This window comes from Bdellovibrio bacteriovorus, assembly GCF_001592745.1.
Classification (GTDB): domain Bacteria; phylum Bdellovibrionota; class Bdellovibrionia; order Bdellovibrionales; family Bdellovibrionaceae; genus Bdellovibrio; species Bdellovibrio bacteriovorus_B.
Genome location: NZ_LUKD01000001.1, coordinates 1,526,292 through 1,552,000, shown reverse-complemented (window position 1 = coordinate 1,552,000; position 25,709 = coordinate 1,526,292). Strand labels below are relative to the sequence as shown.

The following is a 25,709-nucleotide window of genomic DNA, read 5'->3' as shown; positions in this document are numbered from 1 at the left end:
GGGTGATGAATAGCAATGCCTTACTTCTTTTTAGGCTTCTTGGAAGAGGATTTTTCAGCCTTCCTATTACAGCTTTCCTCTTTTACGAGCTTCATTCCTGAATCCATGTCTGGATGAAGTGGATCTGGAACTCGCTCCTTGATATCATCTCTCATAAAGCGAGCCGTATAAGGTTTATCTTCAGAAGTAAGCTCTTTAATTTCTTCAGCGGTCTTCGTCGACTCTATTTTTCCCCGATAGGTTTTTACGGGTTCAAAAAGTTTCCCCTTCAAAGTGACTGCAGTGTCTTTGTAGACACTTGCTACTTCGGCTAGGTCCGGAGCCAAAGAGAATATTGTCTCGCTCATAGAGCCTTCATAGAGCTTGAGGACGAATTTCCCTTCGTGTTGTTTAATAATCCCTTTGAACTCATATTCGCCGCATTTGAATTTTTCATCTGCATTAGTAATGCCGGATAAACAAAGAATCCACATCATCAACAGACTTTTCCACAGGTGTTTTTTCATAACTTAAAGTCCCTACACGGATTAGGTTTTTTATTTTCCGCTGAATATATTTTGTAAAGTTCATCGTAAACTTCACGCTCGGCTTTCGCGACATTCATCGCTTTATCATGTAAAGTCTTATCATTCCGAAAGCTTGAACGAAGTGTTTGCCATTTTTTAAACGAGGCCATGTTGATGTACTTTTGGTACGTCGCCAATTCGATAGCTTCTTTTGGACTAAGACCATTAGATTTCTTCTTTGCTGTAAGTGCCGTCACGCCAGAAATAAACTGCTCTTTCGTTCCACACATTTTCGTATCGGCAACATTAATACACTCGCGCTTGTTGAGTTTTTCTGCTTCCTCTTGAGATTGAATAAGCTTGTCTCGAGCAGCATTGTAGTCATCTAATGCGGCCTTCATTTTATCAATGACTGGTTGATTTTTGCTTTTATCAAGGCCCACTTGCACTCGTGCGTACTTATAGTAGCTTTGAAATCCGGCAGCTTTATCAACTTTTTTGAGGTCACTCACGAGCCGCAGGAAAGGAAGAGAGCTGGAGCCATAGCAAGACATTTCACTCAAAGGTATATCTGCAAGTTGGTCGGAACCCATTAATGATTCTGTTAAAAATTTCGTCGCATTGAAGGCTCTTTTTCCAGCATCAGTTGAAATTTGGGGAGCACCTAAAACTAAAGCTCGCTGATCTTTGCGACTGGTTAAAAAGGCATTCTCTAATGAATTTCCTTTCGTTAAAAGCTGGCCAAACTTATCTCCAGAGATATTCCAAGCGACTCCTTCGCCGCCCATTGAAACCACGCAAGTCTTGTCCGAACCAAGAGAAGTTACGGGACCTGAATGACAGGACATATCTACGATTCCCAACTGAACACCCTTGGCTTCAGCAAGGTCTCGAAGTGTCTTTAGTTCATCCATGTCGAAGTCAGTATCGGTTGTGGTGACGCTATGAGTGCGTTGGCCGTCTTTTTGTTTGGCTCCATGAGTGGCCACCGTAATGAGAAGCTGATCTCCCGATTTTAAGTCTCCGCTTTGAATTCGTTGCTTAAGTGAAGCAATCTCGGCCTTCATATTTTGAGCGGTCATGGGTTTGTTGGCGCCTTTAAACATGTCTTCAGCAAGAGCTTCAGAAATATGGTGTCCTCCATCGAAATAAGAGCGTGCCTTCCATCCGCTGCCTTCTTTAAAAGGCGCAAAGTTTCCATAGGTCGCATCAAAGATGGTAGTTTGACCTTCGGGTTCGCCCCCGCCGCCGAAAAAAACAATTTCTTTTTTTGCAAAAGCTGAAACTGAAATCGCCGTTACAAAAATTCCCAGGGCGATTTTTCTACTGAACATCCCTCACTCCAGAATATCGTGCTAACCAATAAGCATAAAGATAATCGACGCCCGCCTGCTCAACTCCACGGTTGTGAGCTTCGGTATAAGCAAACGCTGAATCCTTCCAAAGAAATCCGCTCGAAAAAGCACTGAGTTCAAACGCCGGATAGCTGTAAAGACCTTGATAGAAATAAGAAACTGGTGGTTCGGGTTTCTTTAGCGACTTCCAGAAAAGTCTTGGGATTGGCGACATACACCAATCTGGACGAAGTGAATGATCAATATTCACATCTAAGTTTGGACGAGGATAAGGAATCTCTCTTAATCCCCAAACGGATTCTCTTAGTGCCTCACTGAAACGAACTTCGCTGCTTTCTTTGCGGAAGTCCCCACCGCGAGTTCCGTGTCTATATGCGAATCCGTAAGCTGCGATTGTAAGCAGATGTCGTCGTGCGGGCTGATAAGTGACCCACGCATCCATCAAGCGCTCGCGCATTTTGTCGCGAAGCTCTGTTTCCTTAAGCATGTCCGCGATCATGATGTCAGTGACATCGCCAACCATACTCAAGTTGATTCCGCTCCAGTCGGCGGAGCCATGCCAGTAAAATGTTGTATCGAAGTTCAATCCTACTTTTACTTTCAATTTATCAAACGACTTTAGATAGCGTTCTTTGAAAGAAGATTCACCAGTAAACAGTGTCGCAAGTCCTAGCGCCGCTGGCATATTCTGGGGCTTTTCCGACATGATTCTTAAATCGGGAAGACGGCGAGATTTTTCGCGAAGTTCGTTCCAAATTTCTGTATCGGAAGTTGGAATAACAAGGCTTGCCCAAAGAAACCCATGTGTAATTCCTTTGACCATGTCGTTATTTCCGCCCTCGAGCCAAATAAGGTTCTCATGCTTTCCCTTACCGCGATGCCATTTCTGAGGAATTGGGTTTTGCGGGTTGTAGATAGCAAGAGTGCGGGCGAATTCTTTATTGTCACCCGTGATCTCCATCAATGTCATAAGACCTTTAACGGATTTACGCACGTTCTGAAGAGCTTCGGACTCTTTGGTGTTTAAGTAGCGCATCGCTTGAGATGCCACATACATGCCTGTCCACAAAGCTGAATCACCATCGGGACTGTAAGAGATAAATCTTCCTTGTTCATCCAAGACCGCATGAGAAACCATTCCTGCTTCGTTGATATGAAAGTCTTTGGCATTTTTGTCGTAGCCATGTGCTTTGTCGGGAAGGGTTGGAGAGTATGCATTACGCTTAACGACAGCCTCTGTGATGCTAATGTCATCCGTAATTTTATTAGTTACGCGGATGATATCTTTGTTGTTACGGTAAAATTCAAAATCGGTTGGATCAAAAACAATATAAGGATGTTCATCCTTAAACTCAGAACGATTCTTATAGGATTTTACTAACGGATCTTTGTCGTATCCGATATCCATCTTGAACAGCTTAATCACGCCACGAACTGCGATCGGGATAGATTTGCCTTTGGCATCCAAGTTCTTACGCTCATTCACCCACAAAGGACGAGGTTCCAAATTTCTTCGAGTGGTAATCCACTCCGAGTATTCAGATTCTTTTTTATCACTGAACTTTGTTGATAGACCGGCAGCTGAAGTAACAAATCTAGAAAGAATGCTGACGGGAGCGCGAAATTCAGATGGATCTCTTTTTAATGTTCCCAATTTTGTGATGAAGTCGGCTTGTTTGATGTCATAGGAAATCGTCAGCGTGTTTGTCGAAGCGACTGCTTTCCCGGTCCACACTTCCTGCACTCTTAATCCATCAAAAAAGTAATTGATGTAAGTCACGACACGCACAACATTGAATGTGCCGTCGTTCGATTTACGAAGCTCTAATTCACCATTATAAGGTCCACGCGTAGAGGAAGTTCCTTGTAAAAACCAGATACCTTCCATGCCGCCCGAGGCCTGCAAAGAAGCGATATCACGAGGAATCTGCTTTTCTTTGTGAGTGCAAGATCCTAAAACAACAACGCTCAAAAATAGAAAGAGGAATGAACTCAATGATTTCATTCCTCTATTGTCTCTAAACTAATGTGCGGGCAGGAGTCCTGAAAGTCCTATTCCTCGTCTTTAGTAGGGCACTTTATCTGCTTTTGTTTGCCACTCTTTGAATACCGCTAAGGCTTCCTGATGAGCACATTGTTCCATAGGGACTTTGCGGTCTGAAATGGCTTTGGGGATCTCTTCATAGATGAAGTCGTCATCGAAATTGATTTCTGCCGCATCTTTTCTGGTGTTGGCGTAATAGATTTTACCGATGCGCGCCCAGTAAATTGCCGAAAGGCACATAGGGCAAGGTTCACAACTTGTATAGATTTCTGCGCCATCCAGGCTGAAGTTCTTTGCGCTTTCGCAAGCGTTACGGATCGCCACAACTTCCGCGTGGGCCGTGGGATCGTTCGAAGAGGTTACTTTGTTCCAACCTTCTCCGATAACTTTACCATCTTTGACGATGACAGCTCCGAATGGGCCCCCAGCGCCAGCCTGCATGTTTTTTCTAGAGAGCTCAATAGCTCTAAGCATGAATTCCTTTTTCATAAGGGACCCATACTGGCGGGACTCGGGGAATTAGTCAACCCCGCAACCTGGGTTGAGTTGTCCTCAGGTTTGATAATGAGCCAGTCGCGTCACTGTGCTTTAGGCTCACTATTTAATCTTTGGTTGCGGATAATGAGCACGATAGAGGCTCCAAGCGTCGATGATGGAGCCGTCCTCGAAAGCACAAAAATCATATTGATTATTCTTTTCGTCTTTAAGCACTCTATTTTTTGCACCCACGTCCCAACAATAGTTTGCGGCGGGATTTCCGATAAATGATGCTTTCGTTTTGTGGATTTTGTAAGGTCCGCCTTTAGCTATCTGCAAACTTTTACATGAAATACTTTTCGCACATTTTTCATCGACTCTAAATTGGCCGACCTTTTCAGTAACTACTTGTTTATAGGATTCGTTTTGAAAGTATCGGAGCTTTAAAGGCGAATTAGCGGCAAATGCGAAGCCTACAACCGCAGCAAAAAATAGATTCATCATTGTTGTTTCTTCCCATCAGCGAACCAGCCAAGAGCATCGGGTTTGATTTGTGTCTGGGCCATTAAAGTATCTGCATCTACCCATCCACCATTGAATTCGTCCTGCCAAGCTTTTCCCCAGCTATTTACGACTTTCAGAGATTCTCGGCATTTACCGTCCGCTTTGCATATCTGTCTATATCCAGCAACGACAACTGCATGATTTGCTTCGTCTGGGCAGGAGTTTACCTTTCCGTCAGCAAGACAGACTCCTGCTAATGCCAGAGGTCGACCTCCTCTTAGAACCTCTTTAATCTTTTCTTTGATTTGAGCCGCGGACACCGGAGATTTTAATTTCTTTGGATTCTTTGGATTTGATTCCGGATACGTCTCGTAGGTCGCATTTCGGTTCTCAAAAAAGGCCTGCTGCTTGGCTCTCACGCATTTTTTTGCACCAAGAAGATCGTCTAGGAATTTATCATAGGTATCTTGTGCGAAAGCTTTCAAAACTTCTTCGTTCGTTTTTGTAAGATTGAGATTTTCGTCAATATCTGATTTCGCAGTAGCATAAATATCATTCAAACAAGTGGGGCAGTCTTTGTTCTTTTTGTATTTATCAAAGCTTTCCTTGAGCCGATTCCAGAGTGCCACTTGGGCCTCTACAGTTTCACCTCTAGAGTTCATTTTGCTAAGTATTTTATCTAGGGATACACATGCCTCGTTCGCGGAACTGCCTACAGCCAAAGCGCCAATTATCGCTGCATTATGGGGGTTTCCTCCACTCAAAACGCCTCGCAGTCCTTCATAGGTAGATCTGTAATCTTGAGGCTCGCTTTCATCTCTCGCGGTTCCAAATCTCGAAACGTCCAAGGGAGAAAATAATTCCTCCTCTGGAAGAGAAGAGCACTCCTGTTTTAACACCCGACAATTTTCAGCTTGCATCAAAGTTGCTGCCACATGCGCATAACAAATTCCTAATCCGTCCTGGGAGGTAATTCGAGGCATGTTTTTAATTTCGGTTTCGCTTTTAATACTTGTATAAGATTGGTCGATTCCGCGAAATGCTGCATCTTGAGCAGAGGAAACTACCGGCAGCAACAAAATTAATAGAAAGAATGATTTCATATTTTAATGATGCGTTTTCACTCCGCACAATGAAAGAAGAGTCTGTTTACCTCGACCAAATACCTGACCTTACCCTAGGCCTAAGCCCTACTAAACAAACTCCGCAGAAAATCCGATATTAGCTTCGAATGAAACCCACGTTTTTAGTATTACTGTTAGTCTTTTCTTATACAGCCAGCGCATTCGCATGGGTTTCGCCATATTTTTCACAAGAAAATAAAAGAACTGCGTTCACATATGTGGATGGAGACTATGAAGATACGAGAATTGATATCGACCAGGACAAGAACCTTGATTTTTGGCGAATCAAGAAGGGCAATCTCCTGGTCGAAGTAACGAATTCGGGATCTGAAAAGCAATATCGAATAAGACTCTTTTCTAAAGCCGGTGTTACCGAAAAAATAATTAGTCAAAAGGGTGAAGATCTATTTGAAATCGAGTCCTCTCAAAGACCCATGCGCTATTTCAACTTCACAACTGAAGGACCCGTCTGCACAACAGACAACTCACCTTGGAAAAAATTTCTCTCGGATATTTCGGGTATTACTAGAGCGAAAATTCAATCAAAAATTGAAAGCTCATTAAGCGAAGAATGTTTTAATGTTGGTGAACCTACCGCACTAATTGAGTCCATCGAAAGCGTCCTAAAACCGCCTTCGATTAGCAATAAGGGTAACGAATACTTGAGCTGCCTCGAAGGCGAAGAGGCCAAAGCGATATTCGTGGCAGTTCTTGGGAAAAAAGAGGGTTTAACTAATCACCAAAAGGCAATCGTCGGCTTCAAAAACGCTATCATTTCTATAGCTGAGGGCAAAAGTAAAGAACCATCGTTTGTTTGTAAAGCAGTCGACAAGGAGTCTAAGGCGCCTGTCATGCAAACCTCTGAAAAAGGTCAAATACAAATTAATTTGCCCGAAGGTAAAAAGTTATCTCAGACGGATTTCCGCGATAAGATATTCCACGAGGTATTACATAAATCGGCAATAGAGAACGAGAAATTACCAATTGAACTGACAAAAATTTGTAGTCCAGATTCTCATCGCGTCGCCCTCTCAAAATCTAATTCTCAATTTCGAAGCATCCTTGCAAATAAAAACTTTGTTAACATCGGTAGCAAGAATGCCACTGAAAAAGCACCACAAAAAATTGATAAAAATATTGCAGAAGCACCTGCGGAACTCCCTAAAGCGGGTTCGCCGACTGACATGAATCGAATGGCGGATGCGGTCGGAGCAAAACCCGTTAAAGAGGCCAGTCAACAACAGACAAGCCCGGTTATTAGAATGGCTGAAAAAGTACTGGCCGGCTCCCCAGCCGTGGCTGCTGAGGTGCCTGTGAATGGATTAGCCTCATCAGGTGGTGGCGGCGGCAGTTCGAGTTCAACTTCGGATAACATCTCTAATGAAAGCTATAGAGCTTCAAATAGCTCCGTCTCTTCCTATGCTTCTTCGTACGAAGGGTCCGATTCCTCTTCCGAAAAGAGTAGTCGCAGTACATCTTCGCGTTCTCCGGCCAGCGAATACAAATTGAACACCAAAGTTGTCACTGGATCAGAAGTAGCTGCTGCAAGAAATCTTAAAAAGATGGGTTCTGATGGCTTAGGTGCCGGAGAGTACATTAAAGAAGAGATTGACCTGACCCGCGGAACATCTTACGTGGCATCAGCCCCGAATCAAGAAACGCGTCCATCAGCTTCAATGAATCAAAGAAGTATAGCATCTACTTCCGGTTCGAAAATTTCACCAGTAGTTTCTGCATCTGAAGTCGGTAACTCTGGCTCGTCCAGCGGGGCTTCTGCATCACTTCCGTCATCAGGCTCAGGCAGTTCGGGCAATACGGGTGGATCTCTAGGCAGCTCCACCATTCCAGCACGACAAGCAAACAAGTCTAATACTCAAAGGGGAACAGCTTCCGTGTATATACCAAGCCAAGATGAGGTTGTTTCATTCTTTACGAGCGGCTCCTATAATCAAGCGCGCTCAAAGCTAAAAGATCAAAACTTCATCAATACTCTGAAGCAAAATAGTATCACCGTCATAGACCTGGCGGGAAATGGTTACGGAGCTTCAAAAGGACAAATCATTTTTGTAGACCAAGGAGACAGATTTGTTCGGCAAAAATAAGAAATCTATTTTATTTTTGCTGGTCTTCAGCTTTTGGGTCTTTTACGTAGGACTCACTGGCTACCAGTTTTTTACCCAAGCATCCAAACTTGCTGATCGCGAAATCGAAAACCGCAGGGAAAATCTTGATTATATACTCCAATCATCCATAGGGGCTTTAGTTCAAGAGCGACCAGAGAGCCTACAGGACAGGTTATCTCGAGCCCGAAAACTCCACCTCATAGATTTCTATATTTTACAGAATGCCGACGAAGTTGTTTTCTTTGAAAACAATACTGGCAACGTTGATGATCTAAATCATAATTACAAACGATTTAATGAATTTATAACTTCAGATGACCTGACATTTAAAACCATCAAAGTCATGGATTTCAAACTTACAGCGGGCACATTCTCGGGGAAAGCAGAGATCATCTGGGAAACCCTTATGATCATGCTCCCTCTTTTTGGGAAAGATATCGCTATAGTCACGATCATGTTGGGTTTAATTGGATTTCTTTTACTCAAAGACATCATTCAATTAAGCAAAACTTTAGCTGGTCGTTCTCGCGGTGAAATTGCCGAAATCAAAACCACATCCAAAGAAGCCGAAACCATTGTTCAAGCCTCTATGGGGCTTGAAGGCGAGCGCGTACGTTTAGAAAAACTAAGTGAAGTCTATAGCGAAACTGTAGGACCGGCGATTCTTCACGAACTGAAAAGTGGTAAAGAAGCGCCTTACAACTTCGAAGCGACCATGTGTCGAGTGGACCTGAACGGATACACTCAGATGTTCCTTGAAAAGGATAACACTTATCTAATTACTATCTTGAACCAGTACTTCGCTCGCGCCAGGGAAGTCATTCAACGTTATGATGGGTTGATTTATCAATTTGTCGGGGACGAAATTGTATTTCACTTTAAAGACGATATGGCGCCAGGGCTTTCTACTGAGTCATTAGCTGCGGCTTGTATTCGCGATTTGTTTTATGAAGCCACTGTGATTGAGAACGGCCTTCCTGAAGAAGCGAATCACTACTTCAAATTGAAAGGTTCTTTCGCTCACGGACTTATGCGTTTCATTAAATTGGATGAAGGACATGCTCTTAGCGGACTTCCCCTTATTGAATCAGTAAGGCTGCTTTCATTGGTCGACGACAAAAGCCATCAGGTTTTAACTTTCTTCCAGGACGCTTCTCAAGACACTGAAGGACTACTGTTTGTTTTTGACCGCAAGGTGAATCAACTTAAAGGATTCAAAGAAGAATCCATGATCTGTCGCGCTCGCGATTTCAACTCGATTGAGTGGATTTTTGAGTCGTCAATGTGGGATCGTCTTTCGTACTTCCGCGCAGATGCCCACATGCTATTTACCTTAAAGAAGTTAAGACTGATGGCGATCACTCGCAGAGACGATGATCTGGTGAAGATTCTTCACGCACTTCGCTTTCATAAATTTGAAACCACCATGGAAGAAATTTCGAAGGAAGCAGAAACAACATTTCATTCTTTCTTTACGGGCGAACAAGAAAAGCTTCTTAGCACAAAGGTGCTGTCTGCTTATGTCAGTCTTATCGGAAGAATCATTCCTAAAGAACATTGGACTAAAACTTTAGAAGATCAATTAGCCAAGCTTCTTGATCACGATGATTACCGCGTTCAAGCTAACACCATCGTGGTTCTTGGTAAGTACGGATACCCAGCAAGAAAGATCTGGGAAAATATGTTCTCTAAGAACAACCGTGTCGCGGCTGATACTATCGTTGAAGTCGCAAAACAACAGCTCAACGCCGATGTTTGGGATGCGCTACACAGATTGTTATCAAGTACTCAGGCCAGTCATCGAAGTTCAGGGGATTTCGCTTTAGAAAGTATTCTGAAATATTACGGGGAACTGGATCCGGTATATTTAAAAACGAATCCATTCCTTATTAAAATGCAGGGATTAAGAAAACCAAAGGCCGCCTAGTGATTGGCGCCTTTTAGTTTTTTCAAGTAGCCATTAACCATGGGCCATACTACCGGAATTAATGAAACGCCGATGACTCCAAAGATCACGATGTGGAAGTTGCGCTTAACAACTGGCAAGTTACCGAAGAAGTGCCCCGCAAGAATAAAGATAAAGACCCACGCAATAGCACCAATAATGTTGTAAGAAACAAACTTACGGTAATTCATTGAACCAATTCCAGCTACAAAGGGCGCAAATGTTCTTACAATCGGTGCAAAACGAGCGGCAACGATAGTGAATGCTCCCCACTTCGCGTAAAACTCTTGAGTTTGCAGTAGATATTGTTTTTTAAAGAAGCGGCTGTCTGATTCAAAAACCTTCGGTCCTAAATATTTGCCGATATGATAATTCACGGTATCGCCAAGAATTCCCGCAATAGTTAAACTCACCAGCAAAATCCAAAGATTCAATCCACCTTCAACCGTAGTCAGTGCACCCAATGCGAACAACAAAGAGTCCCCCGGCAAGAACGGTGTTACGACCAATCCTGTTTCACAGAATATAATCAGGAACATGATCACATAGATCCAAGGACCAAACAAAGCCATCCATTCCACAAGATGCTGATCTAAGTGCAAAATAATATCGATGAGTGTTCCCATTTATCGCCCTTCCGTTGAGCCGCCAGTTTGTCGAACTTAGTGGCGAAACTCAATGTTTTCGCACAGCAAGAATGTAATTACTCACAAATTAGGCGCCTTAATGGCATGTCGGCGTAACTCGCATAACAATTATTTTCATCGAAAAACAGAGGAGCTCACATGGAATTCTTTAAGGCAAAAGATCAAGCCCGCATTTTTTTCCGCGACATGGGCGAAGGTGCGCCCGTGATTTTGATTCACGGATGGCCGCTGAACGCCGACATGTTCGAATATCAAACTTTAGATCTCTTAAAGAAAGGATTTAGAGTTATTACCTATGACCGCCGCGGGTTCGGTCGATCCGAACAAACCGCAAGCGGAAATGACTACAACACTTATGCGGATGATCTGGATTCTTTAATCAACCACTTAAAACTCGAAAAAGTATCCCTTGTCGGTTTTTCAATGGGCGGAGGAGAAATCGCGAGATATTTAGGTCGTTACGGCTCTTCCAAAATCTCTAGTGCCGTTCTTTTAGGAGCGGTGACTCCTTATCTTTTGCAAGACGATAGCAATCCCGACGGAGTGGAGCCGAAAGTCTTCGCACAAATGATTTCGCAAATTGAAGAGGATCGCCCCGCATTCTTTGCCCAGTTTACGAAAATGTTCTTCGGCGTGAACGTGGTAAAACATCCTGTCTCGGATGAAACTCAACAATGGTGTTTTAACATGGCGATGATGGCTTCGCTGAAAGCGACTTTAGATTGCGTCACGGCATTCGGCCACACTGACTTTCGCAAAGACATGAAGGCGTTTGATATTCCAACACTTATTATTCACGGTACTGACGATAAGATCGTTCCTTTGAAAACCTCAGGTGAGGCGGCCGCTAAGCTAGTACCCCAAGCGATTTTCAAAAAGTATGATGGAGCTCCCCACGGACTATTCATCACTCACAAACAACAACTGAATTCAGAAATTTCGAAGTTTCTTGATCAGAACAAAGGATCCGTAATTTCAAAACGCATACGAACTGACGAAACGATTGATAAAACCGGTTCTGCGATCAGTAGAGGTCATTAATTTTTTGGGATTTTAAATCGGACTGGAAGCCCTAAATGGCGGAGAGTGAGGGATTCGAACCCTCGAGCCCCGCGAAGGGCTGCCAGTTTTCAAGACTGGTGTATTCAACCACTCTACCAACTCTCCGTCGACCGTTTTATGGGTTTTGACGTGAGACTTCAAGCAGTTGTTGGTCTTAACGCATCACAGTACAAAAAAGAAGCAGGCACCTTTTAGCGGATTTCTTTGCGACCGCCCATGTAGGGCTGAAGTGCTTTCGGAATCGCGACGGAGCCATCTTCACGTTGGTTGTTTTCAAGGATCGCAACCAGTGTTCTGCCTACAGCTAAGGCAGATCCGTTCAAAGTATGAACGAATTGAGGTTTTCCACCTGCAGAACGGAAACGGATGTTGGCGCGACGAGCTTGGAAGTCTTCGAAGTTAGAACATGAGCTGATCTCGCGGTACGTGTTCTGACCTGGCAACCAAACTTCAAGGTCATGAGTCTTTGCTGATCCAAAACCCATATCGCCCGTACAAAGAAGCATACGACGGAAGGGGAGCTCAAGATCCATCAATACTTGTTCCGCATGAGACGTCAAAGCCTCGTGCACTTCATAAGATTTATCCGGATGACAGAACGTCATTAATTCCACTTTGTCGAACTGATGCTGACGAATTAAACCCTTCGTATCACGGCCAGCACTGCCTGCCTCAGAACGGAAGCAAGGAGAGTAAGCACAGAAGCTAGCAGGAAGATCTTTTTCATCCAAAATTTCGTTATTGAAGTAATTCGTCACCGGAACTTCTGCAGTCGGAATCAGATAAAGATCAGAACCTTCCAAGTGGAAAACATCTTCTTTAAATTTCGGGAAGTTCCCTGTTCCCAACAAACTGTTACTGTTCACCATGAACGGAGGAATCATCTCTGTATAACCATGACGAGTCGAGTGCATGTCCATCATGAACTGAATTAATGCACGCTCCATTTGTGCTGCCGCCCCTTTAAGGAAAGCAAAGCGAGTTCCGGTAGTTTTACCTGCACGCTCAAAATCGATGATGTTTAAAGATTCGCCCAACTCCCAGTGTTCTTTCGCCTTAAAAGAAAACTTCGGAGGCTCGCCCCAAGTTTTTAAAACTTTGTTTTCTTTTTCAGAAGAACCCACCGGCACAGCAGCATTCGGTTTATTAGGAATAATCAAAGCCAAATTATAAACTTGTTGGTCCGCTTCAGCCGCTTTTGCCTCAAGCTCTTTCACTTGAGTTTTCAAAGTATCAACTTCCGCAAGTACCGCAGAAGCATCTTTACCTTCACGCTTTAGCTTGCCAATCTCACCACTCAGTTTATTCTGATTCGCTTTTGCAGTTTCAGCCTGAGTGATCATCTCTTTGCGTTTTTTATTAAGCTCCATGATCTGCTCAAGCACATCCGTCGAAGCCCCACGATTGATCAACCCCTGCTTATACTCATCAAAGTAAGAAGTTCCATTTTCAGCTTTTTTTTCAAGAAGTTTAATATCAATCATCGTCAACGTCCTTCACTTAACAAACGCAAAATCAAAATTAATCTATTAAAAATACGGTGATTCGAATTTTAGATTGAACGAATCACGATCAGAGCTCGTCAGATTAAAGTTTCAAATAAAACATTTTCTCTGACGTCTTGTGCTCTCACGGAAAACCGAAAATAACTTCCCCAGTTTCCCTATACCCAGATCCAAGGCTGTTCAAAAAGGTCCAAGCGCAAGGCGGAGGGTCTTTTGAGCAGCGGAGGCGTACTCCAAGTACGTCGGAGCGGAACAAAAGGCCCGACAACGCAGTCGATTGGGCCTTTTTCAACAGCCGCTACGGGGCCACTAATATATACATTCTTAGTAGCATCCCTACAAGAACGCATATCAAGTCAAAGATCAAAATCTGCCCAAAGCTCCAACTCGATTGGAGTTTAAGAATAATCGCCGTCACCACCACCATTACGAAAATAAGGGCAAATGTTCCGTAGCCCATTAATTCTTGGCCGATTAAACCTAAAACAAGGCCTAAAAGAATCCCTGTGATAAAACGCAAAGTGAAGTGGAAGAAAGAAAGAGTGCTAGATTTGACTCCCTCTTGAGCGCTGCTTGCCAGCCCTCTCATTTTGTCGCCGATTCCCATGGCTGAATTTCTCCTGACGTCCGTCCTTAGTTGCCGAGCCGTGAAAGTTTGTTTTCTATTTCAACACGATCTGGGGCGTTTGGCGAGAGGCCTAAATATTTATTATAAGCCTGCGCCGCAGAGCGAGCATCCCCTTTAAGTTCGTAGATCGCCCCTTGCTCACGATAAATTTCCGCAAAACCGCTTTCGCGGCTAGAAGCCAAAGCCAGCATGTCTTCAGCCACTTCCAAAGAACCGGACTGACGATAGCAGGTTGCGGACTTCACATAAATATCCGCACCTTGCGGGCGCAGTTTCATGGCTTGAGAGTATTCTGCTGCACATTCCGCAAACTGTTTGCGAGCGGTATAAACCTCTGCCGCCAGGATATAAGAGTCAGCGACATTAGGATTCAGCTTCTTTTCAGACTTAGAAGCTTCAAGGGCTGTCGTAAAGTCACCTGAAGAAAAGGCCGCTTTACCAATATAATAATGCGTTCTTGGGTAATTCGGATTTAAACGTTGAACCCGCTTAAACTGCTGAATGGCTTCTTCGAAACGACTTGTTTCCAAATAAAGTTTCCCGGCTTGGAACAAGGCTTCGCCATCGGTGGGATCAAGAACGGCCGCGCTTAAGAACGCTTTCAAAGCTTTGTCATTAAGGCCCAAGGCCTTTTCACTTTCGCCAAGACCCAACCAGGCTTTTTTATTCTTAGGATCGGCTTCAACAACACGCTCATAAATTTCTTTGGACTGACTATAGCGGTCTTCAGATTTGTAAACTTCTGCAAGCGCCACCCGGTAATCCAAAGTGTAAGAGAAGCGTTTGATCAATTCGTTCAGATAGTTGATCCCTGAATCAACACCATTTGTTTGCGCCAGCATTTTAGCATAAGTGATCTGCGCCTCAGGGTTCGTCGCATCGATTTCAACAGCCTTTGTGGCATAGCGAATGGCATCTTTAGCGGCATTTTCTTTTCGTTCAATTTCTTTTTTATTGAGAGGAATAATCGAACGCGCTAGCAAAGCATTCGCCTTAGATAGCAAGATGTGCGTTTCGATATCACCGTCGTATGCTTTCACCGCACGAAGAGCATAGTTCACAGTGCCAACCATATTGTTTTTTCTAAATTCAAGAAGAGCTAAACCACGCAAAACTTCATAGTTATTAGGAGCAATGCGAATGGCATTTGTTAGAATCTGTGTCGCCCCAACGAAGTCAAATCTTTGCGACATGTAATCAGCTTGTAGAACATACGCGGATACTAGCTTCGGCTCTGCCTTAATGGCTTTATTCAACCATTCAATAGCTTCAAAACTTTGATTTAGCTGCCACAAGCACTTCGCCGCTTTCATGGCCGCAGTTCCATTCTTTGGATCCACTTCGAACGCCGCTTTGAACTCCGCTTGCGCCGCTAAGAAGTCTCCTTGGCGCACGTATTGGTCACCCAGATAAAGAAGTTCGTTGTTACGACCTTTATCACCCTTTACTTTGTCAGATCCGCCTAAACGAATCACAAGTTGGCGAAGTTCAGAGTTATTAGGATTTAGAGCAAAACCTTTTTGAGCCGCTTCCAATGCTTTCTTTTTCTCTCCGCGAAGAACGAAGATTTCTGAAAGAACAGAGTATCCGTCAGCTTCCATGAGCTGAGAAACTTTCCCTTTAGCATCCAAAGCCGTACTTAAATAGCTGTAGGCCGTATCTGATTTTTTAAAGCCGCGATACTCTACAATACCCAATAGAATTTTAGCTTCACGATGTTTGGGATTTTTCTTTATGACATTATTTAGAATCGCTGATGATGAAGTGAAATCGCCTTGCTCAAAGAAGACTTTACCCAATGCCACCTGCGGACCCAACCACTTATCCCAAAGCTGAGCCGCCTTTTCGTAATAAGGCATAGCATTGTTGAAATCTCTTTCGCCATCTAGCAGTTCTGCTTTAAATGCATAAAGCACGGGAAGTAGCGAGAAAGGCTCACTGCTTTCTAAAGTTGCCTCAACAACCCCTTTGGCTTCTTTATATCTACCCGAAGTCATAAGCTTTACCGCTTCACAAACTTGACCGAAGGGACTTACCACATTCAGCGCCCGCGTCGACTGAGTTGCAGTTGCAACGGTTTTAATATCTTGGGCATCTTGAACAGCAAACGGCCAAAGCTCTTTATACACCACACAAAGAAGGGCTCGAACTTCGATATTCATTGGCGCCCCTTCAACAAGGCTGACCAATTTATTTTGCGCCGACACGTAAGAGTCAAAGGTGTCTTGCTCCATCGCGAAAAGCGCTTCGTTCAATTTTTCTTTAACCGCTTGATCCGACAAGGTGTTCGCTGATTTTCCCGGAGCTAACAAATGAATTTTAGATCCATCGTTCGTGCCGGAATCCCAGAATAATAAGGCCCCACCAATCACGATCACGGCGATAAGAATGATAAAAGGCAGCTTCAAATTTTTACGAAGTTCGCCACCTTCCATGTTCTCAACGTTTGATAATTCAATAACAGAATCAGGCTTACCGCCGGCAGAGTTAGAAACTGATGAAATTTTCGCAGCCGGCGGCACATAGGCCGGAGTTTCATAGATATCAACTTGCTGTTTTGGTTTATCAATTTTGATGTTCGCAAAACTATCCGGCGTCGGAGTTGGAATTTGTGTATTCGTTTTTGCCGATGGACGGGGAGGCTGCACAATAACAGTTTCAGCTTCCATCTTCTGCGCTTTTTTCGGATCGACATCAACAATGCCTTCAAGAGCTTCCAGAAGCTTGTCGTAAAAGGCAGGCTCTTTTGAAATCAAAGTCCATTGCCCGTCGGGAAGTTTGGAGATCATCTCTTGACCCGAAAAAACACCCTCACCAATCATGCGAAGAATGGCTTCAGTAGAATACGGTCCCTTAACCTGACCATTCCGTGTTTTTACGACCCAAGTGACTTGTATGCGCGACATAGACACCTGATTATACTGAGGTTTTTGACAAAGGACTATGGCCCTGCGGACTAGGTCCTCAGGTCTGTGCTTTAGTCGCGGAAATACCCTTAAAATGGTTCCAGAATAGAACCCCCGTTCCAGAATGGAATTACCTTTGGTTCCGATTTGAGTTGGGTACATGCAGCCACCGGATTTCAAATCGAAATTAAGGCACTTTTAGGACTGTCTCAGTTTGGCACACGACTTGCTTCATAGACTTTCGTTAGTTGTTACTTTTGGGGAGTACGTAAGTGATTCGTAACGCATTGATTGCTGTCTACATCTTGGTTGTTCTTGCGATTTCAGCAGTAGCTCGCGCAGGGGTTCTTCCAAATAATGCTCTTGGTGAAGACATCACTTCTACGGAACTTCAAAACTACAACTTCAAAACACACGTTGGTGAGATCGTGGCTTTGGCTGATGGATCGCTTGTGTTGGCGATGGAAGATCAGCAAACATTCTTCGTATTGAAGTCACAAATCGAACTTACACCTTTTGTTGGTTCTAAAGTTATGGTTAGCGGTATTGAACTTGAACATCAACTTGCTCCCAACTTCGAGCTTGAAACTGTGGACCCCCTCCCTAGTTTCGGTTCTGGGAACAAAGCAGTCGTCTTCTTTGTGTTCGGTATCAGCGAGGTTAGATAATAACCTCTGATCATAGGGTCTCAGCCCCATCCCCTCCGCGGGCTGAGACTAGTTTTTTTCTCTAAAAAAGGCCTACGGATCCCCCTCCTTGTAGGCCTTTTTCTTTTTTGCCCTGACATCATTCCTGCTTTAGTCTTTAAGACATGCAACATTTGTTATTTGTCCTCATTCTAATTTTCACGTCTTCCTCTTTTGCCGCAAAAATCAGTATCACCATGGACGACTTCAATGTTCATGAAGAAACTTTGCTCACGGCTCCTGAAAGAAACAAGAAATTGCTGTCGATCTTAAAAAGGCACCGTGCGAAGGCCGCGTTGTTCGTAGCTTGCAAACACTTAAAAACAAATCGTGATCAAAATCTTCTGAGAGCGTGGGCTTCGGCAGGCCACATGGTTGGTAGCCACACTGTAAATCATAAAAAATTTGGCGTTAACGTGTCGGTCGAAAACGAAATCAAAGACATTCAGGATTGTCATGAGCGACTAAAAAGCGAACCTGGTTATATTAAAATATTTCGCTTTCCTATGCTAGCCGAAGGCGACACCGTCGAGAAGCGCGATGCCGTTCGTGATTGGTTAAAGAAAAATGATTATCGCTTCGGCCACGTCACTATTGATGCTTCCGACTGGTATATCGACCAACGCTTGCGCCAAAAGCTTCAAGCGGACCCGAAATTTGATCTTAGTAAATTTAAAGACTTTTACCTTCAACACATGTGGGAGCGCGCACAGTACTATAATGACCTTTCAAAAAAGGTTATGGGTCGAGAAGTTACGCATACTCTTCTTGTTCACTACAATCTTTTGAACGCGCTTTTTTTGGATGACTTGATAACGATGTTTAAGCGTCATGGATGGAAAATTGTCGATGCTAAGAAGGCCTTTCAAGATCCTGTTTTTGGGATGCTTCCCAACAGCATGCCTTCAGGCCAAAGTGTCTTGTGGGGATTAGCTAAGGAAAGCGGCAAGTTTGAAAACATCCTTCGCTATCCTGGTGAAAACGATACATACGAAAAAGACAAGATGGATGCTTTAGGATTATAGCTCCCGAAACTAAAAAGCCCTGATTTTACTCAGGGCTTTTGTTTTTTTAATCGATACGGCGGATCTTTGCGCCGAGTGAAGACAGTTTGTCTTCCAGTTTTTCGTAACCGCGATCCAAATGATAGATACGGTTTACAACTGTTTCTCCGCTGGCCACAAGGCCCGCAAGAACCAAAGAAGCACTTGCACGAAGATCTGTCGCCATCACCGGCGCGCCTGTCAATTGACCTGGCTTACCGCGAACGACAGCAACACGCGTCTTTGGTGTGATATCTGCACCCAAACGAATCAACTCTTGAACGTGCATGAAACGATTTTCGAAAACTGTTTCAGTGATAACACTTGTTCCGCGAGCCACAGTCATCAAAGCCATGAATTGCGCTTGAAGATCTGTGGCAAAAAGTGGATGCGGAGCTGTTGTGATATCGACAGCATTCCAAGAATCTGTTTTAAAGACAGTCATTGAATCTTTTGTTGTGTCGATTTTAAAACCCGCCTCACGCATTTTCATAATCAAAGTATCCAAATGCGCAGGAACGCATTTTTCAACAGTCACTTGACCGTGAGTGATCGCGCCCGCGATCAAAAGTGTTCCAGCCTCAATACGGTCTGGCATGATTGAGTGCTCGGCAGGATGCAATTTATCTACACCATCAATAACGATCACACTTGTTCCGTGGCCCGTGATCTTTGCGCCCATCTTAATAAGATATTCAGCAAGATCCACGATCTCTGGCTCTTTCGCCGCATTCTCAAGAACTGTACGACCTTGAGCTAAAGCAGCTGCCATCATGACGTTTTCAGTTCCACCGACCGTCACAGTTTCAAATAAGAAGTTTGCCCCTTGCAAGCGCTTTGAAGCCGCATGAACGTAACCTTCTTTTTGCGTGATCTCTGCACCCAAGGCTTTGAAACCTTCTAAGTGAAGATCAATAGGACGACTTCCAATAGCGCAACCACCAGGCTGAGACACTACAGCTTCACCGTACTTCGCAAGAAGTGGACCCATACATAGGAAGCTTGCGCGCATTTTACGAACCAGATCATAACTCGCTTCATAAGACTGGATGCGGCTCACTTTAACAATGAACTTATCGCCATCCCAACGAGTTTCGCAGCCCAAGCTTTCAAGCAAAGCCGCTGTCGACTCGATATCTTTAAGCTTTGGCATGTTCGAAAATACGTGTTCACCTTCAGCTAGAAGAGTTGAGAAAAGAATTGGAAGTGCCGCATTTTTTGCGCCACTCGCAGATACTGTACCTTGAAGAGGGCCATTGCCCACGACGACCATTTTATCCATGTGTTACTCCACGAATGACTCTATCATGACTTGCGAGGTCTTTGACGACATTGATTTCGTTAAATATTTTTAAGCTATTAAAGTGCTCTTTCATCGCCGCACCTTGTGACATTCCCATTTCCATCAACATCAGTCCGGAAGGACTTAAGTGATTTCCATAGATTCGCGACCAACTTTTCAAAAGAGCTAAACCATTGTCATCCGCATAAAGAGCGGAATTAGGTTCAAACTTTTTGACGTTTTCTTCCACCTGATTATCTTGATGCGCAATGTATGGAGGATTTGAGACCAACGCGTCGACTTTGTTTTTTCCAACAAAGCCCATGTAGGTCGACATAAGCACATCTTCTTGCGCGGCATCTGCATGCAGGAACTTCACACGATCTGCGACACCCAATGCCTCTGCATTTTTTGAAGCGACTTCCAGCGCTTTTTCAGAAAGATCCACTGCAAGAAGCTTAGCCTGAGGATATTCTTTTAGCAGAGTCAAACCGATGCAACCGGAACCACAGCCTAAATCCATGAAACCCAAGGAAGCCTCTTTATCAGAATTCCAAGAAAGAACTTCTTCAATGATGTGTTCAGTTTCAGGACGAGGAATTAAAACGGCTGGTGAAACTTCAAAACGATATTTAAAGAAATCGCGATAACCAAGAATGTACGCCACCGGTTCGCCCGAAGCGCGACGACGAACAAGCTCTCGCAAGATCACAAGCTCATCATCTTTCATGGGTTGGTCGAATTTAAGGTAAAGCTGAATGCGCTCAAGTTTCAAACCGTGCGCAAGTAAAAGCTCGGCATCAAGACGGGCAGTCTCGATTTTCTTGTCCTTAAAAAAGGCGGTGGTTTTATCAAGAATCTCTTTGAGCTTCATATATGCCCCCACATCTTACTCTCTTTTTAGAAGAAGTGTTGGGGAAAATGAAGGCCATCGAAAATATCTATAAGGATTTCAATAACTAAGGAAGAGGGCGATTCAAAAGAGGTTGCAGCGCAAGACCGAGTGAGCGGAACAAAAGGCCCGGCAACAAAGTCGATGGGCCCTTTTTCAATCGCCTATTGAGCGGAGGTTTGTTTCTTGAGGGCCTCTGCTTGGAAGTTCGCTACCAATGGATCAATCAGATACTCGAAAGAACCATTCATAACCTGGTCCAATTGATGGATGGTAAGGCCGATACGGTGGTCGGTGATACGCGTTTGTGGGAAATTGTAAGTGCGAATACGCTCGGAACGGTCGCCTGTCCCAATTTGCTCCAAGCGGGTGTCAGAAGCCTCTTTACGAGCTTTTTCGTCTTCAATTTGTTGAAGTTTCGCGTAAAGGATCTGGAAGGCGCGCTCACGGTTAGAAGACTGTGATTTACCCTCTTGGCACTTTACATCGATGCCCGTTGGAAGATGCACGATACGAACCGCAGATTCAGTTCTATTGACTGACTGACCGCCGGCACCTTGAGAACGCATGGTCTCAATACGCACGTCTGTCATAGGGATCTTGATTTCGTTCACTTCCACTTCAGGAATGACCGCCACCGTGACTGTCGACGTATGAATACGACCGGCTGCTTCTGTCTTAGGAACACGCTGAACGCGGTGAACGCCTGATTCGTATTTCAACTTACTGAAAACAGACTCGCCTGTGATGGAAGCGATGATCTCTTTAGCTCCCCCGGCGTTTCCTTCAGAATAAGAAAGCATTTCGACTTTCCAGCCTTGAGTAGAAGCATAGTGAGCATAACCACGGAAAAGTTCGTCAGCAAAAAGAGCGGCCTCGTCACCACCGGCACCCGCGCGGATCTCTAGAATGATATTCTTATCATCGTTAGGATCTTTCGGGATCAGAAGGATTTTAAGCTGGTGTTCTAGCTCCGGCAAAGCGGCTTCAAGCTCTTTGACTTCTTCACGGATCATCTCGCGCATTTCAGCGTCTTGCTCCGCAGTCAAAAGCTCTTTGCTGGCCTTTAAGTTTTCTGTTTTCTTTTTGAAGTCTCGGTAAACCAGTACAATCTTCTCTAGATTGCCAAGTTCTTTCATCAGTGCGCGATATTGAGTTTGATTGGAAGCAATATCGGGTCTTTGAAGAGCCATATTGACTTCTTCATAACGAGATTCCACCTCATTCAACTTCGAGAACATGCGAACCGCCTCTAGATCTATTGGTACATCAGGATGATTTTTTAAATTGCCAGAACCGAAAAATAAAATGCGGTTCGAAGAGTGAACCGCATTTCATACAAGAACGTCCTCCGAACGGAGGGCCGTAATTTATTTCTTGCCGTAACGTTTTTTGAAACGATCGATACGACCTTCAGTATCCATCACACGTTGTTTTCCAGTGAAGAATGGGTGAGATGCAGAAGAGATCTCAACTTTGATCAATGGATATTCTTTGCCGTCTTCCCATTTAACTGTTTCGTTAGAGTGAAGAGTAGATGTTCCCAAGAACGAGAAGTCGCAAGAGATATCTTTAAATACAACTGTATTTACTTTTGGATGTAGGTTTTGTTTCATGACCTGATTCCTTCTAAATAATTTAACCTATGGGTCTGTAAGATTGATTGGTTTAACACAGTGGGTCCCTAGTGTCGAGTACTAATCGCTGCTTTTTTCGGCAGGGATTCATGGATCAACACCCGCAGAATTAACCAAAATTAACCAATCATATCAATGCTTTATGATATGCCGTTTTTCTTAGATTCTTCCGTTTTAGCCTGAATCTTCCGCAAATTTCCGGACCTTTCAATAAACAAAAGGAGGCCAAGGGTCCATTCCGAGGCCGGCTCTACTCCCTCTACACAGACTCAATATTCTCTACATTAACAAGGTGAAAGTTGCTTAGTCAGCGCGACGCTTTTAAACATAGGCGCATAACGGAGGACTTATGAAGTCGGTTATTTTAAGCGCAGCCCTTATGCTTTCAGTCACATCAGCTCAAGCCGAAAGCATTTACTGCACATTCACGGAACCTTTTCTATCGGTCAGCTATAACAGCGACACGAATAAAGTTAAGATCACTTCTCCTGATAATGGCGGTGCGGAGCTTAATGCGATCGTGAAATACAAACAGGGCGGAGTCATCCGTTTCGAAGTCGAAGGACTGACTCAATATCTCGATTTGTATCTGAATAAAGAAGGCTCGGATGGAATGAGTGATTTCATTTATCCTTTCGAGGGCGTGATCAGTGAACAACTGTACGGTGGTTGTGAAACAGACTCTTTGAAAAAGAGGATGCCTTAAACGCTCCCTCCAATTTAAAAGGGAACAGAAGTATTGCTGTTATTAACTCAAATTGGGATTTTTTCATGACAGCTCTGTAAGGTATGTCGGGAGCGAGTTCTGACGTACCGATAAGTTTGTCATGCGAAGCTTTTTTGTACATTTCGGAATTACATTAGGGTTGCTCCTTAATTTGGGGTGCACCATCGAGGCGAATCTTCGCCAGCTCTCATTGAAGACGACGACATCTCCATCGACAGAAATTTTAGATCCTGCAAGCTTTCATAAATTCGGTTGGGTTAAATATCGCGAAGACTTTATAAACACCGATCACGCCGACGGACAAATCACCGACAGCGCAAGAACCACAGATGGAAAAATCGTGGCAGTAGGCTTTTCTCCCTCTGTGGCTTTTATAGTCCGTTATCAGGCTGACGGCACAATCGACTCTAGTTTTGGTGAGAATAACGGAGTTACCACCTTCGACATTCCTGAAAGCACCCAGATTTTTGTGAATATAAAACCTGACGGAAAAATCGTCGTGATCACGGCGAAAGAAAGCAATTCCCAGAATACCTTGCACCAGTTCACGGAATCGGGTTTGCCCGATCTTGAATTTGGCAATAACGGAACAGTCTTTATTGATAACTCTGATGATAAACAAATTAAAAGCACCGTGATTCAATCCGATGGCCGTATTGTTATCGCGGGAACAATTAATTCTGAGTACGTTTTCCAACGTATCAATCTCGACGGCACTTATGATTCGAGTTTTAATAATGGCACTGGAAAGTTGATCCTGAGCTACGCCACTGCCGGCAATTCGCCCCTACGATTAAAACAGCGCAACGGCTCACTCTACTTAGCCGGCTATCAATGGACCGGCGGAGAGTTCTCAGCCTGCGTTGCAAAAATTTCTTCCGACGGCGTTTTAGACACAAGCTTTGGGGGAGGTGACGGAGCCATCACTTTCCAAACACCAGGAATTTTATCCACCGCTTATGACGTTGAAATAGATAACAACGGCAAAATTATCATGGCTGGAATTTTTGATGAATACGTCAGTGATGTTCCTTTTCTCTATCGCTTCAATAGCGACGGAACGCCGGACACTTCATTTTCAGGGGATGGTTATGCGCCTTTAACTACAGGGGCGGTGGTCAAAGGTCACCGCATACACATTCTCTCTAATGGGAAGATTGACCTCATAGGTACGATGTCTGGTGATGTTTTTCGCGCACGCCTTAATTCTGACGGCTCGATTGACTCTGGATTTCATGCTTCTGGTTACAAGCTTCAATCGGTCGACCTCACCGTTTCTGACGGCATTGTCAGCTCATATCTTCTACCAGATGACAGTGTCATTATTATTGGTGGGGGAACGGACATCCATAGCATCTGGGTTTCTTTCAATGTGAAGTCGACTGTGACAGCGGGATTTGATGGGAGTTACGGCAGTTCAGGTACATTAAGAACATATTTTTCCAATATTCAAGAATACATTTTTTCTACTCAGCTTTCTTCTGACGGAAAAATCATTTCTCTTCTTTCGGTTCGAAACGACGACGATACCACTTACAAAATAGTCCGACACAATCCCGATGGCTCTCTAGATTCATCCTTTGGTGTTAGTGGTGTGGCAGAACTTACAACAGACAATGAAATCACGGACATCCTCAATCTATATCAGGGCCCCGATGGAAAGTTGCTGGTGCACTTTCACAGCAATGACGGTTTCACAAGTTATCCTGTTCTTCAAAGATATCTAACATCGGGAAGCGTTGATACGAGTTTTGGTGTTAATGGCGAATTGAAACTCGATGCTCTTTCTGAACTCTATTTTGATCAGCTGAAGCTACTCACCGATGGCAGCTTTTATATTGCCGGCGAACTGACAATAGCTTCGGATGTGCATGTTGTTATCGCAAAGTTTCTTCCCTCAGGAAATTTAGATCTTTCTTTCGGTGGAGGAGATGGATATTGGCTCAGCAATATGGCCGACAATCTAAGTTATGTTAAGGGACTGCATGTAACAGAAGATTCTATCTATGTTTCGTTGAATGCCGACGTCTCTGGCGACTTGGCAATCGCCGCCATCAAATTGGACCTTGCGGGAGTACCCAACTCAAGTTTCGGGAATAGTGGTATTTTGAAGTTCAATCCCGTTGTCGGTAAAAGCTATAATGCCAAGGCGAACCTCGTCGATGAAAACAACCGCCTGGTGGTCTTAGCTGAAACAGATGCTTTTGGACCAACACAGTATGCTGCGTTCCGTTTCGATGAGGCGGGAAACCTTGATTCGTCTTTTGGGACAGCGGGCGTTACTTTAATCGACAATTTGCCCGCAGGTTACGATGCTTTTCTGGCTAACAAAATCAACCTGACCTCCGATGGAAAAATTCTTATCGTAGGAAGACTGAAAAAAGAAACCTGGCTTTCTGAGTTGGTATTCTTGCGATTGAATGCGGATGGAACAAGAGACACTAGTTTCGGAAACTCAAACAACGTCGTATCTCACCCCTATTTTGAATTAAGTAATTACGGAACTTTATTAATGAAGAGCGATGGAACTTTTCTTTACACCACAGCCCTGGGAGAAGACGGATTGATCATGTCATTCAAAGCCGACGGTAGCTTTAACAAATAAAAAAGGGAGTC

Annotated in this window: 21 protein-coding genes and 1 tRNA gene; 7 read left to right on the top strand and 15 right to left on the bottom strand. The window is 44.0% G+C overall.

Features of this window, described 5'->3' with window-relative positions:
* Positions 1-20: 20 nt before the first annotated feature.
* From AZI87_RS07450 to AZI87_RS07425, 6 genes are all read right to left on the bottom strand, one after another.
* On the bottom strand, positions 21-506 hold the full coding sequence (locus tag AZI87_RS07450; protein ID WP_063205898.1) for a hypothetical protein: 486 nt from the start codon (positions 504-506) through the stop codon (positions 21-23).
* On the bottom strand, positions 503-1,840 hold the full coding sequence (locus AZI87_RS07445; protein WP_063205896.1) for a hypothetical protein: 1,338 nt from the start codon (positions 1,838-1,840) through the stop codon (positions 503-505). The genes AZI87_RS07450 and AZI87_RS07445 overlap by 4 nt, the downstream gene beginning before the upstream one ends.
* Positions 1,830-3,866, bottom strand: coding sequence for a hypothetical protein (locus AZI87_RS07440; RefSeq protein WP_063205894.1), 2,037 nt, complete (start codon positions 3,864-3,866; stop codon positions 1,830-1,832). Before AZI87_RS07440 ends, AZI87_RS07445 begins: the two co-directional genes overlap by 11 nt.
* 60 nt (positions 3,867-3,926) lie before the next feature.
* On the bottom strand, positions 3,927-4,394 hold the full coding sequence (locus AZI87_RS07435; RefSeq protein WP_063205892.1) for a nucleoside deaminase: 468 nt from the start codon (positions 4,392-4,394) through the stop codon (positions 3,927-3,929).
* A gap of 108 nt (positions 4,395-4,502) precedes the next feature.
* Positions 4,503-4,886 (bottom strand): DUF333 domain-containing protein, encoded by a 384-nt coding sequence (locus tag AZI87_RS07430; RefSeq protein WP_063205890.1) that lies wholly within the window; start codon positions 4,884-4,886, stop codon positions 4,503-4,505.
* On the bottom strand, positions 4,883-5,989 hold the full coding sequence (locus AZI87_RS07425) for a hypothetical protein (RefSeq protein WP_063205888.1): 1,107 nt from the start codon (positions 5,987-5,989) through the stop codon (positions 4,883-4,885). The genes AZI87_RS07430 and AZI87_RS07425 overlap by 4 nt, the downstream gene beginning before the upstream one ends.
* 128 nt (positions 5,990-6,117) lie before the next feature.
* On the opposite strand from AZI87_RS07425, the gene AZI87_RS07420 reads away from it, so the two are divergent.
* Both AZI87_RS07420 and AZI87_RS07415 read left to right on the top strand, forming a co-directional pair.
* On the top strand, positions 6,118-8,112 hold the full coding sequence (locus AZI87_RS07420) for a hypothetical protein (RefSeq protein WP_063205887.1): 1,995 nt from the start codon (positions 6,118-6,120) through the stop codon (positions 8,110-8,112).
* Positions 8,113-8,476: 364 nt separating this feature from the next.
* Positions 8,477-10,060 (top strand): adenylate cyclase, encoded by a 1,584-nt coding sequence (locus tag AZI87_RS07415; protein WP_155722513.1) that lies wholly within the window; start codon positions 8,477-8,479, stop codon positions 10,058-10,060.
* Here the strand turns inward: AZI87_RS07415 and AZI87_RS07410 are convergent.
* Entirely contained in the window at positions 10,057-10,704 is a 648-nt protein-coding gene (locus AZI87_RS07410) for a DedA family protein (protein WP_063205883.1), read from the bottom strand. The two genes, AZI87_RS07415 and AZI87_RS07410, sit on opposite strands and share 4 nt — an antisense overlap.
* Positions 10,705-10,863: 159 nt before the next feature.
* Between AZI87_RS07410 and AZI87_RS07405 the strand changes: the two genes are divergently transcribed.
* The gene (locus tag AZI87_RS07405) at positions 10,864-11,766 is read left to right on the top strand and encodes an alpha/beta fold hydrolase (RefSeq protein WP_081112146.1); all 903 of its coding nucleotides are present in this window, start codon (positions 10,864-10,866) and stop codon (positions 11,764-11,766) included.
* A 36-nt stretch (positions 11,767-11,802) separates the two neighbouring features.
* Here AZI87_RS07405 and AZI87_RS07400 read toward each other — a convergent pair.
* The 4 genes from AZI87_RS07400 to AZI87_RS07385 all read right to left on the bottom strand — a co-directional run bounded on the left by AZI87_RS07400 (position 11,803) and on the right by AZI87_RS07385 (position 16,826).
* Positions 11,803-11,892 (bottom strand) — tRNA-Ser (locus tag AZI87_RS07400).
* Positions 11,893-11,978: 86 nt separating this feature from the next.
* Entirely contained in the window at positions 11,979-13,271 is a 1,293-nt protein-coding gene (gene serS, locus AZI87_RS07395; protein WP_063205881.1) for a serine--tRNA ligase, read from the bottom strand.
* A gap of 319 nt (positions 13,272-13,590) precedes the next feature.
* A complete protein-coding gene (locus AZI87_RS07390) occupies positions 13,591-13,899 on the bottom strand; it encodes a hypothetical protein (RefSeq protein WP_063205879.1) in 309 nt (102 codons plus the stop codon).
* A gap of 26 nt (positions 13,900-13,925) precedes the next feature.
* Positions 13,926-16,826: a tetratricopeptide repeat protein gene (locus AZI87_RS07385; RefSeq protein WP_063205876.1), complete on the bottom strand. Its 2,901-nt coding sequence runs from the start codon at positions 16,824-16,826 to the stop codon at positions 13,926-13,928.
* A gap of 272 nt (positions 16,827-17,098) precedes the next feature.
* Between AZI87_RS07385 and AZI87_RS07380 the strand changes: the two genes are divergently transcribed.
* Together AZI87_RS07380 and AZI87_RS07375 are read left to right on the top strand one after the other, a co-directional pair.
* Complete coding sequence (locus tag AZI87_RS07380) at positions 17,099-17,494, top strand: hypothetical protein (RefSeq protein WP_063205873.1); 396 nt, start codon at positions 17,099-17,101, stop codon at positions 17,492-17,494.
* Positions 17,495-17,637: 143 nt separating this feature from the next.
* Positions 17,638-18,537 (top strand): polysaccharide deacetylase family protein, encoded by a 900-nt coding sequence (locus AZI87_RS07375; protein WP_063205871.1) that lies wholly within the window; start codon positions 17,638-17,640, stop codon positions 18,535-18,537.
* Between the two features lie 46 nt (positions 18,538-18,583).
* On the opposite strand, the gene murA is transcribed toward AZI87_RS07375, so the two are convergent.
* The 4 genes from murA to AZI87_RS07355 all read right to left on the bottom strand — a co-directional run bounded on the left by murA (position 18,584) and on the right by AZI87_RS07355 (position 22,345).
* Positions 18,584-19,837 carry a UDP-N-acetylglucosamine 1-carboxyvinyltransferase gene (gene murA / locus AZI87_RS07370; RefSeq protein WP_063205870.1) on the bottom strand — a complete coding sequence of 418 codons (1,254 nt, stop codon included), beginning with the start codon at positions 19,835-19,837 and terminating at the stop codon, positions 18,584-18,586.
* Positions 19,830-20,711: a peptide chain release factor N(5)-glutamine methyltransferase gene (prmC, locus tag AZI87_RS07365; RefSeq protein WP_063205869.1), complete on the bottom strand. Its 882-nt coding sequence runs from the start codon at positions 20,709-20,711 to the stop codon at positions 19,830-19,832. Before prmC ends, murA begins: the two co-directional genes overlap by 8 nt.
* Before the next feature lie 182 nt (positions 20,712-20,893).
* Positions 20,894-21,970: a peptide chain release factor 1 gene (gene prfA, locus AZI87_RS07360; protein ID WP_063205868.1), complete on the bottom strand. Its 1,077-nt coding sequence runs from the start codon at positions 21,968-21,970 to the stop codon at positions 20,894-20,896.
* Between the two features lie 129 nt (positions 21,971-22,099).
* Positions 22,100-22,345 carry a type B 50S ribosomal protein L31 gene (locus AZI87_RS07355; RefSeq protein WP_063205867.1) on the bottom strand — a complete coding sequence of 82 codons (246 nt, stop codon included), beginning with the start codon at positions 22,343-22,345 and terminating at the stop codon, positions 22,100-22,102.
* Between the two features lie 370 nt (positions 22,346-22,715).
* On the opposite strand from AZI87_RS07355, the gene AZI87_RS07350 reads away from it, so the two are divergent.
* Both AZI87_RS07350 and AZI87_RS07345 read left to right on the top strand, forming a co-directional pair.
* Positions 22,716-23,072: a hypothetical protein gene (locus AZI87_RS07350; RefSeq protein ID WP_063205864.1), complete on the top strand. Its 357-nt coding sequence runs from the start codon at positions 22,716-22,718 to the stop codon at positions 23,070-23,072.
* Positions 23,073-23,193: 121 nt separating this feature from the next.
* On the top strand, positions 23,194-25,698 hold the full coding sequence (locus AZI87_RS07345; RefSeq protein WP_081112145.1) for a hypothetical protein: 2,505 nt from the start codon (positions 23,194-23,196) through the stop codon (positions 25,696-25,698).
* The last annotated feature ends 11 nt before the right edge of the window (positions 25,699-25,709 follow it).

What these genes read in the sequence shown, in the direction of transcription:
- AZI87_RS07445 (WP_063205896.1), bottom strand. Translation starts at nt 1,840, where the DNA reads ATGTTCAGTAGAAAAATCGCCCTGGGAATTTTTGTAACGGCGATTTCA.
- murA (WP_063205870.1), bottom strand. Translation starts at nt 19,837, where the DNA reads ATGGATAAAATGGTCGTCGTGGGCAATGGCCCTCTTCAAGGTACAGTA.
- serS (WP_063205881.1), bottom strand. Translation starts at nt 13,271, where the DNA reads ATGATTGATATTAAACTTCTTGAAAAAAAAGCTGAAAATGGAACTTCT.
- AZI87_RS07450 (WP_063205898.1), bottom strand. Translation starts at nt 506, where the DNA reads ATGAAAAAACACCTGTGGAAAAGTCTGTTGATGATGTGGATTCTTTGT.
- AZI87_RS07440 (WP_063205894.1), bottom strand. Translation starts at nt 3,866, where the DNA reads ATGAAATCATTGAGTTCATTCCTCTTTCTATTTTTGAGCGTTGTTGTT.
- AZI87_RS07435 (WP_063205892.1), bottom strand. Translation starts at nt 4,394, where the DNA reads ATGAAAAAGGAATTCATGCTTAGAGCTATTGAGCTCTCTAGAAAAAAC.
- AZI87_RS07390 (WP_063205879.1), bottom strand. Translation starts at nt 13,899, where the DNA reads ATGGGAATCGGCGACAAAATGAGAGGGCTGGCAAGCAGCGCTCAAGAG.
- AZI87_RS07430 (WP_063205890.1), bottom strand. Translation starts at nt 4,886, where the DNA reads ATGATGAATCTATTTTTTGCTGCGGTTGTAGGCTTCGCATTTGCCGCT.
- prmC (WP_063205869.1), bottom strand. Translation starts at nt 20,711, where the DNA reads ATGAAGCTCAAAGAGATTCTTGATAAAACCACCGCCTTTTTTAAGGAC.
- AZI87_RS07350 (WP_063205864.1), top strand. Translation starts at nt 22,716, where the DNA reads ATGAAGTCGGTTATTTTAAGCGCAGCCCTTATGCTTTCAGTCACATCA.
- AZI87_RS07405 (WP_081112146.1), top strand. Translation starts at nt 10,864, where the DNA reads ATGGAATTCTTTAAGGCAAAAGATCAAGCCCGCATTTTTTTCCGCGAC.
- AZI87_RS07345 (WP_081112145.1), top strand. Translation starts at nt 23,194, where the DNA reads ATGCGAAGCTTTTTTGTACATTTCGGAATTACATTAGGGTTGCTCCTT.
- AZI87_RS07415 (WP_155722513.1), top strand. Translation starts at nt 8,477, where the DNA reads ATGGATTTCAAACTTACAGCGGGCACATTCTCGGGGAAAGCAGAGATC.
- AZI87_RS07425 (WP_063205888.1), bottom strand. Translation starts at nt 5,989, where the DNA reads ATGAAATCATTCTTTCTATTAATTTTGTTGCTGCCGGTAGTTTCCTCT.
- AZI87_RS07410 (WP_063205883.1), bottom strand. Translation starts at nt 10,704, where the DNA reads ATGGGAACACTCATCGATATTATTTTGCACTTAGATCAGCATCTTGTG.
- AZI87_RS07355 (WP_063205867.1), bottom strand. Translation starts at nt 22,345, where the DNA reads ATGAAACAAAACCTACATCCAAAAGTAAATACAGTTGTATTTAAAGAT.
- AZI87_RS07375 (WP_063205871.1), top strand. Translation starts at nt 17,638, where the DNA reads ATGCAACATTTGTTATTTGTCCTCATTCTAATTTTCACGTCTTCCTCT.
- AZI87_RS07420 (WP_063205887.1), top strand. Translation starts at nt 6,118, where the DNA reads ATGAAACCCACGTTTTTAGTATTACTGTTAGTCTTTTCTTATACAGCC.
- AZI87_RS07385 (WP_063205876.1), bottom strand. Translation starts at nt 16,826, where the DNA reads ATGTCGCGCATACAAGTCACTTGGGTCGTAAAAACACGGAATGGTCAG.
- prfA (WP_063205868.1), bottom strand. Translation starts at nt 21,970, where the DNA reads ATGTTCTCGAAGTTGAATGAGGTGGAATCTCGTTATGAAGAAGTCAAT.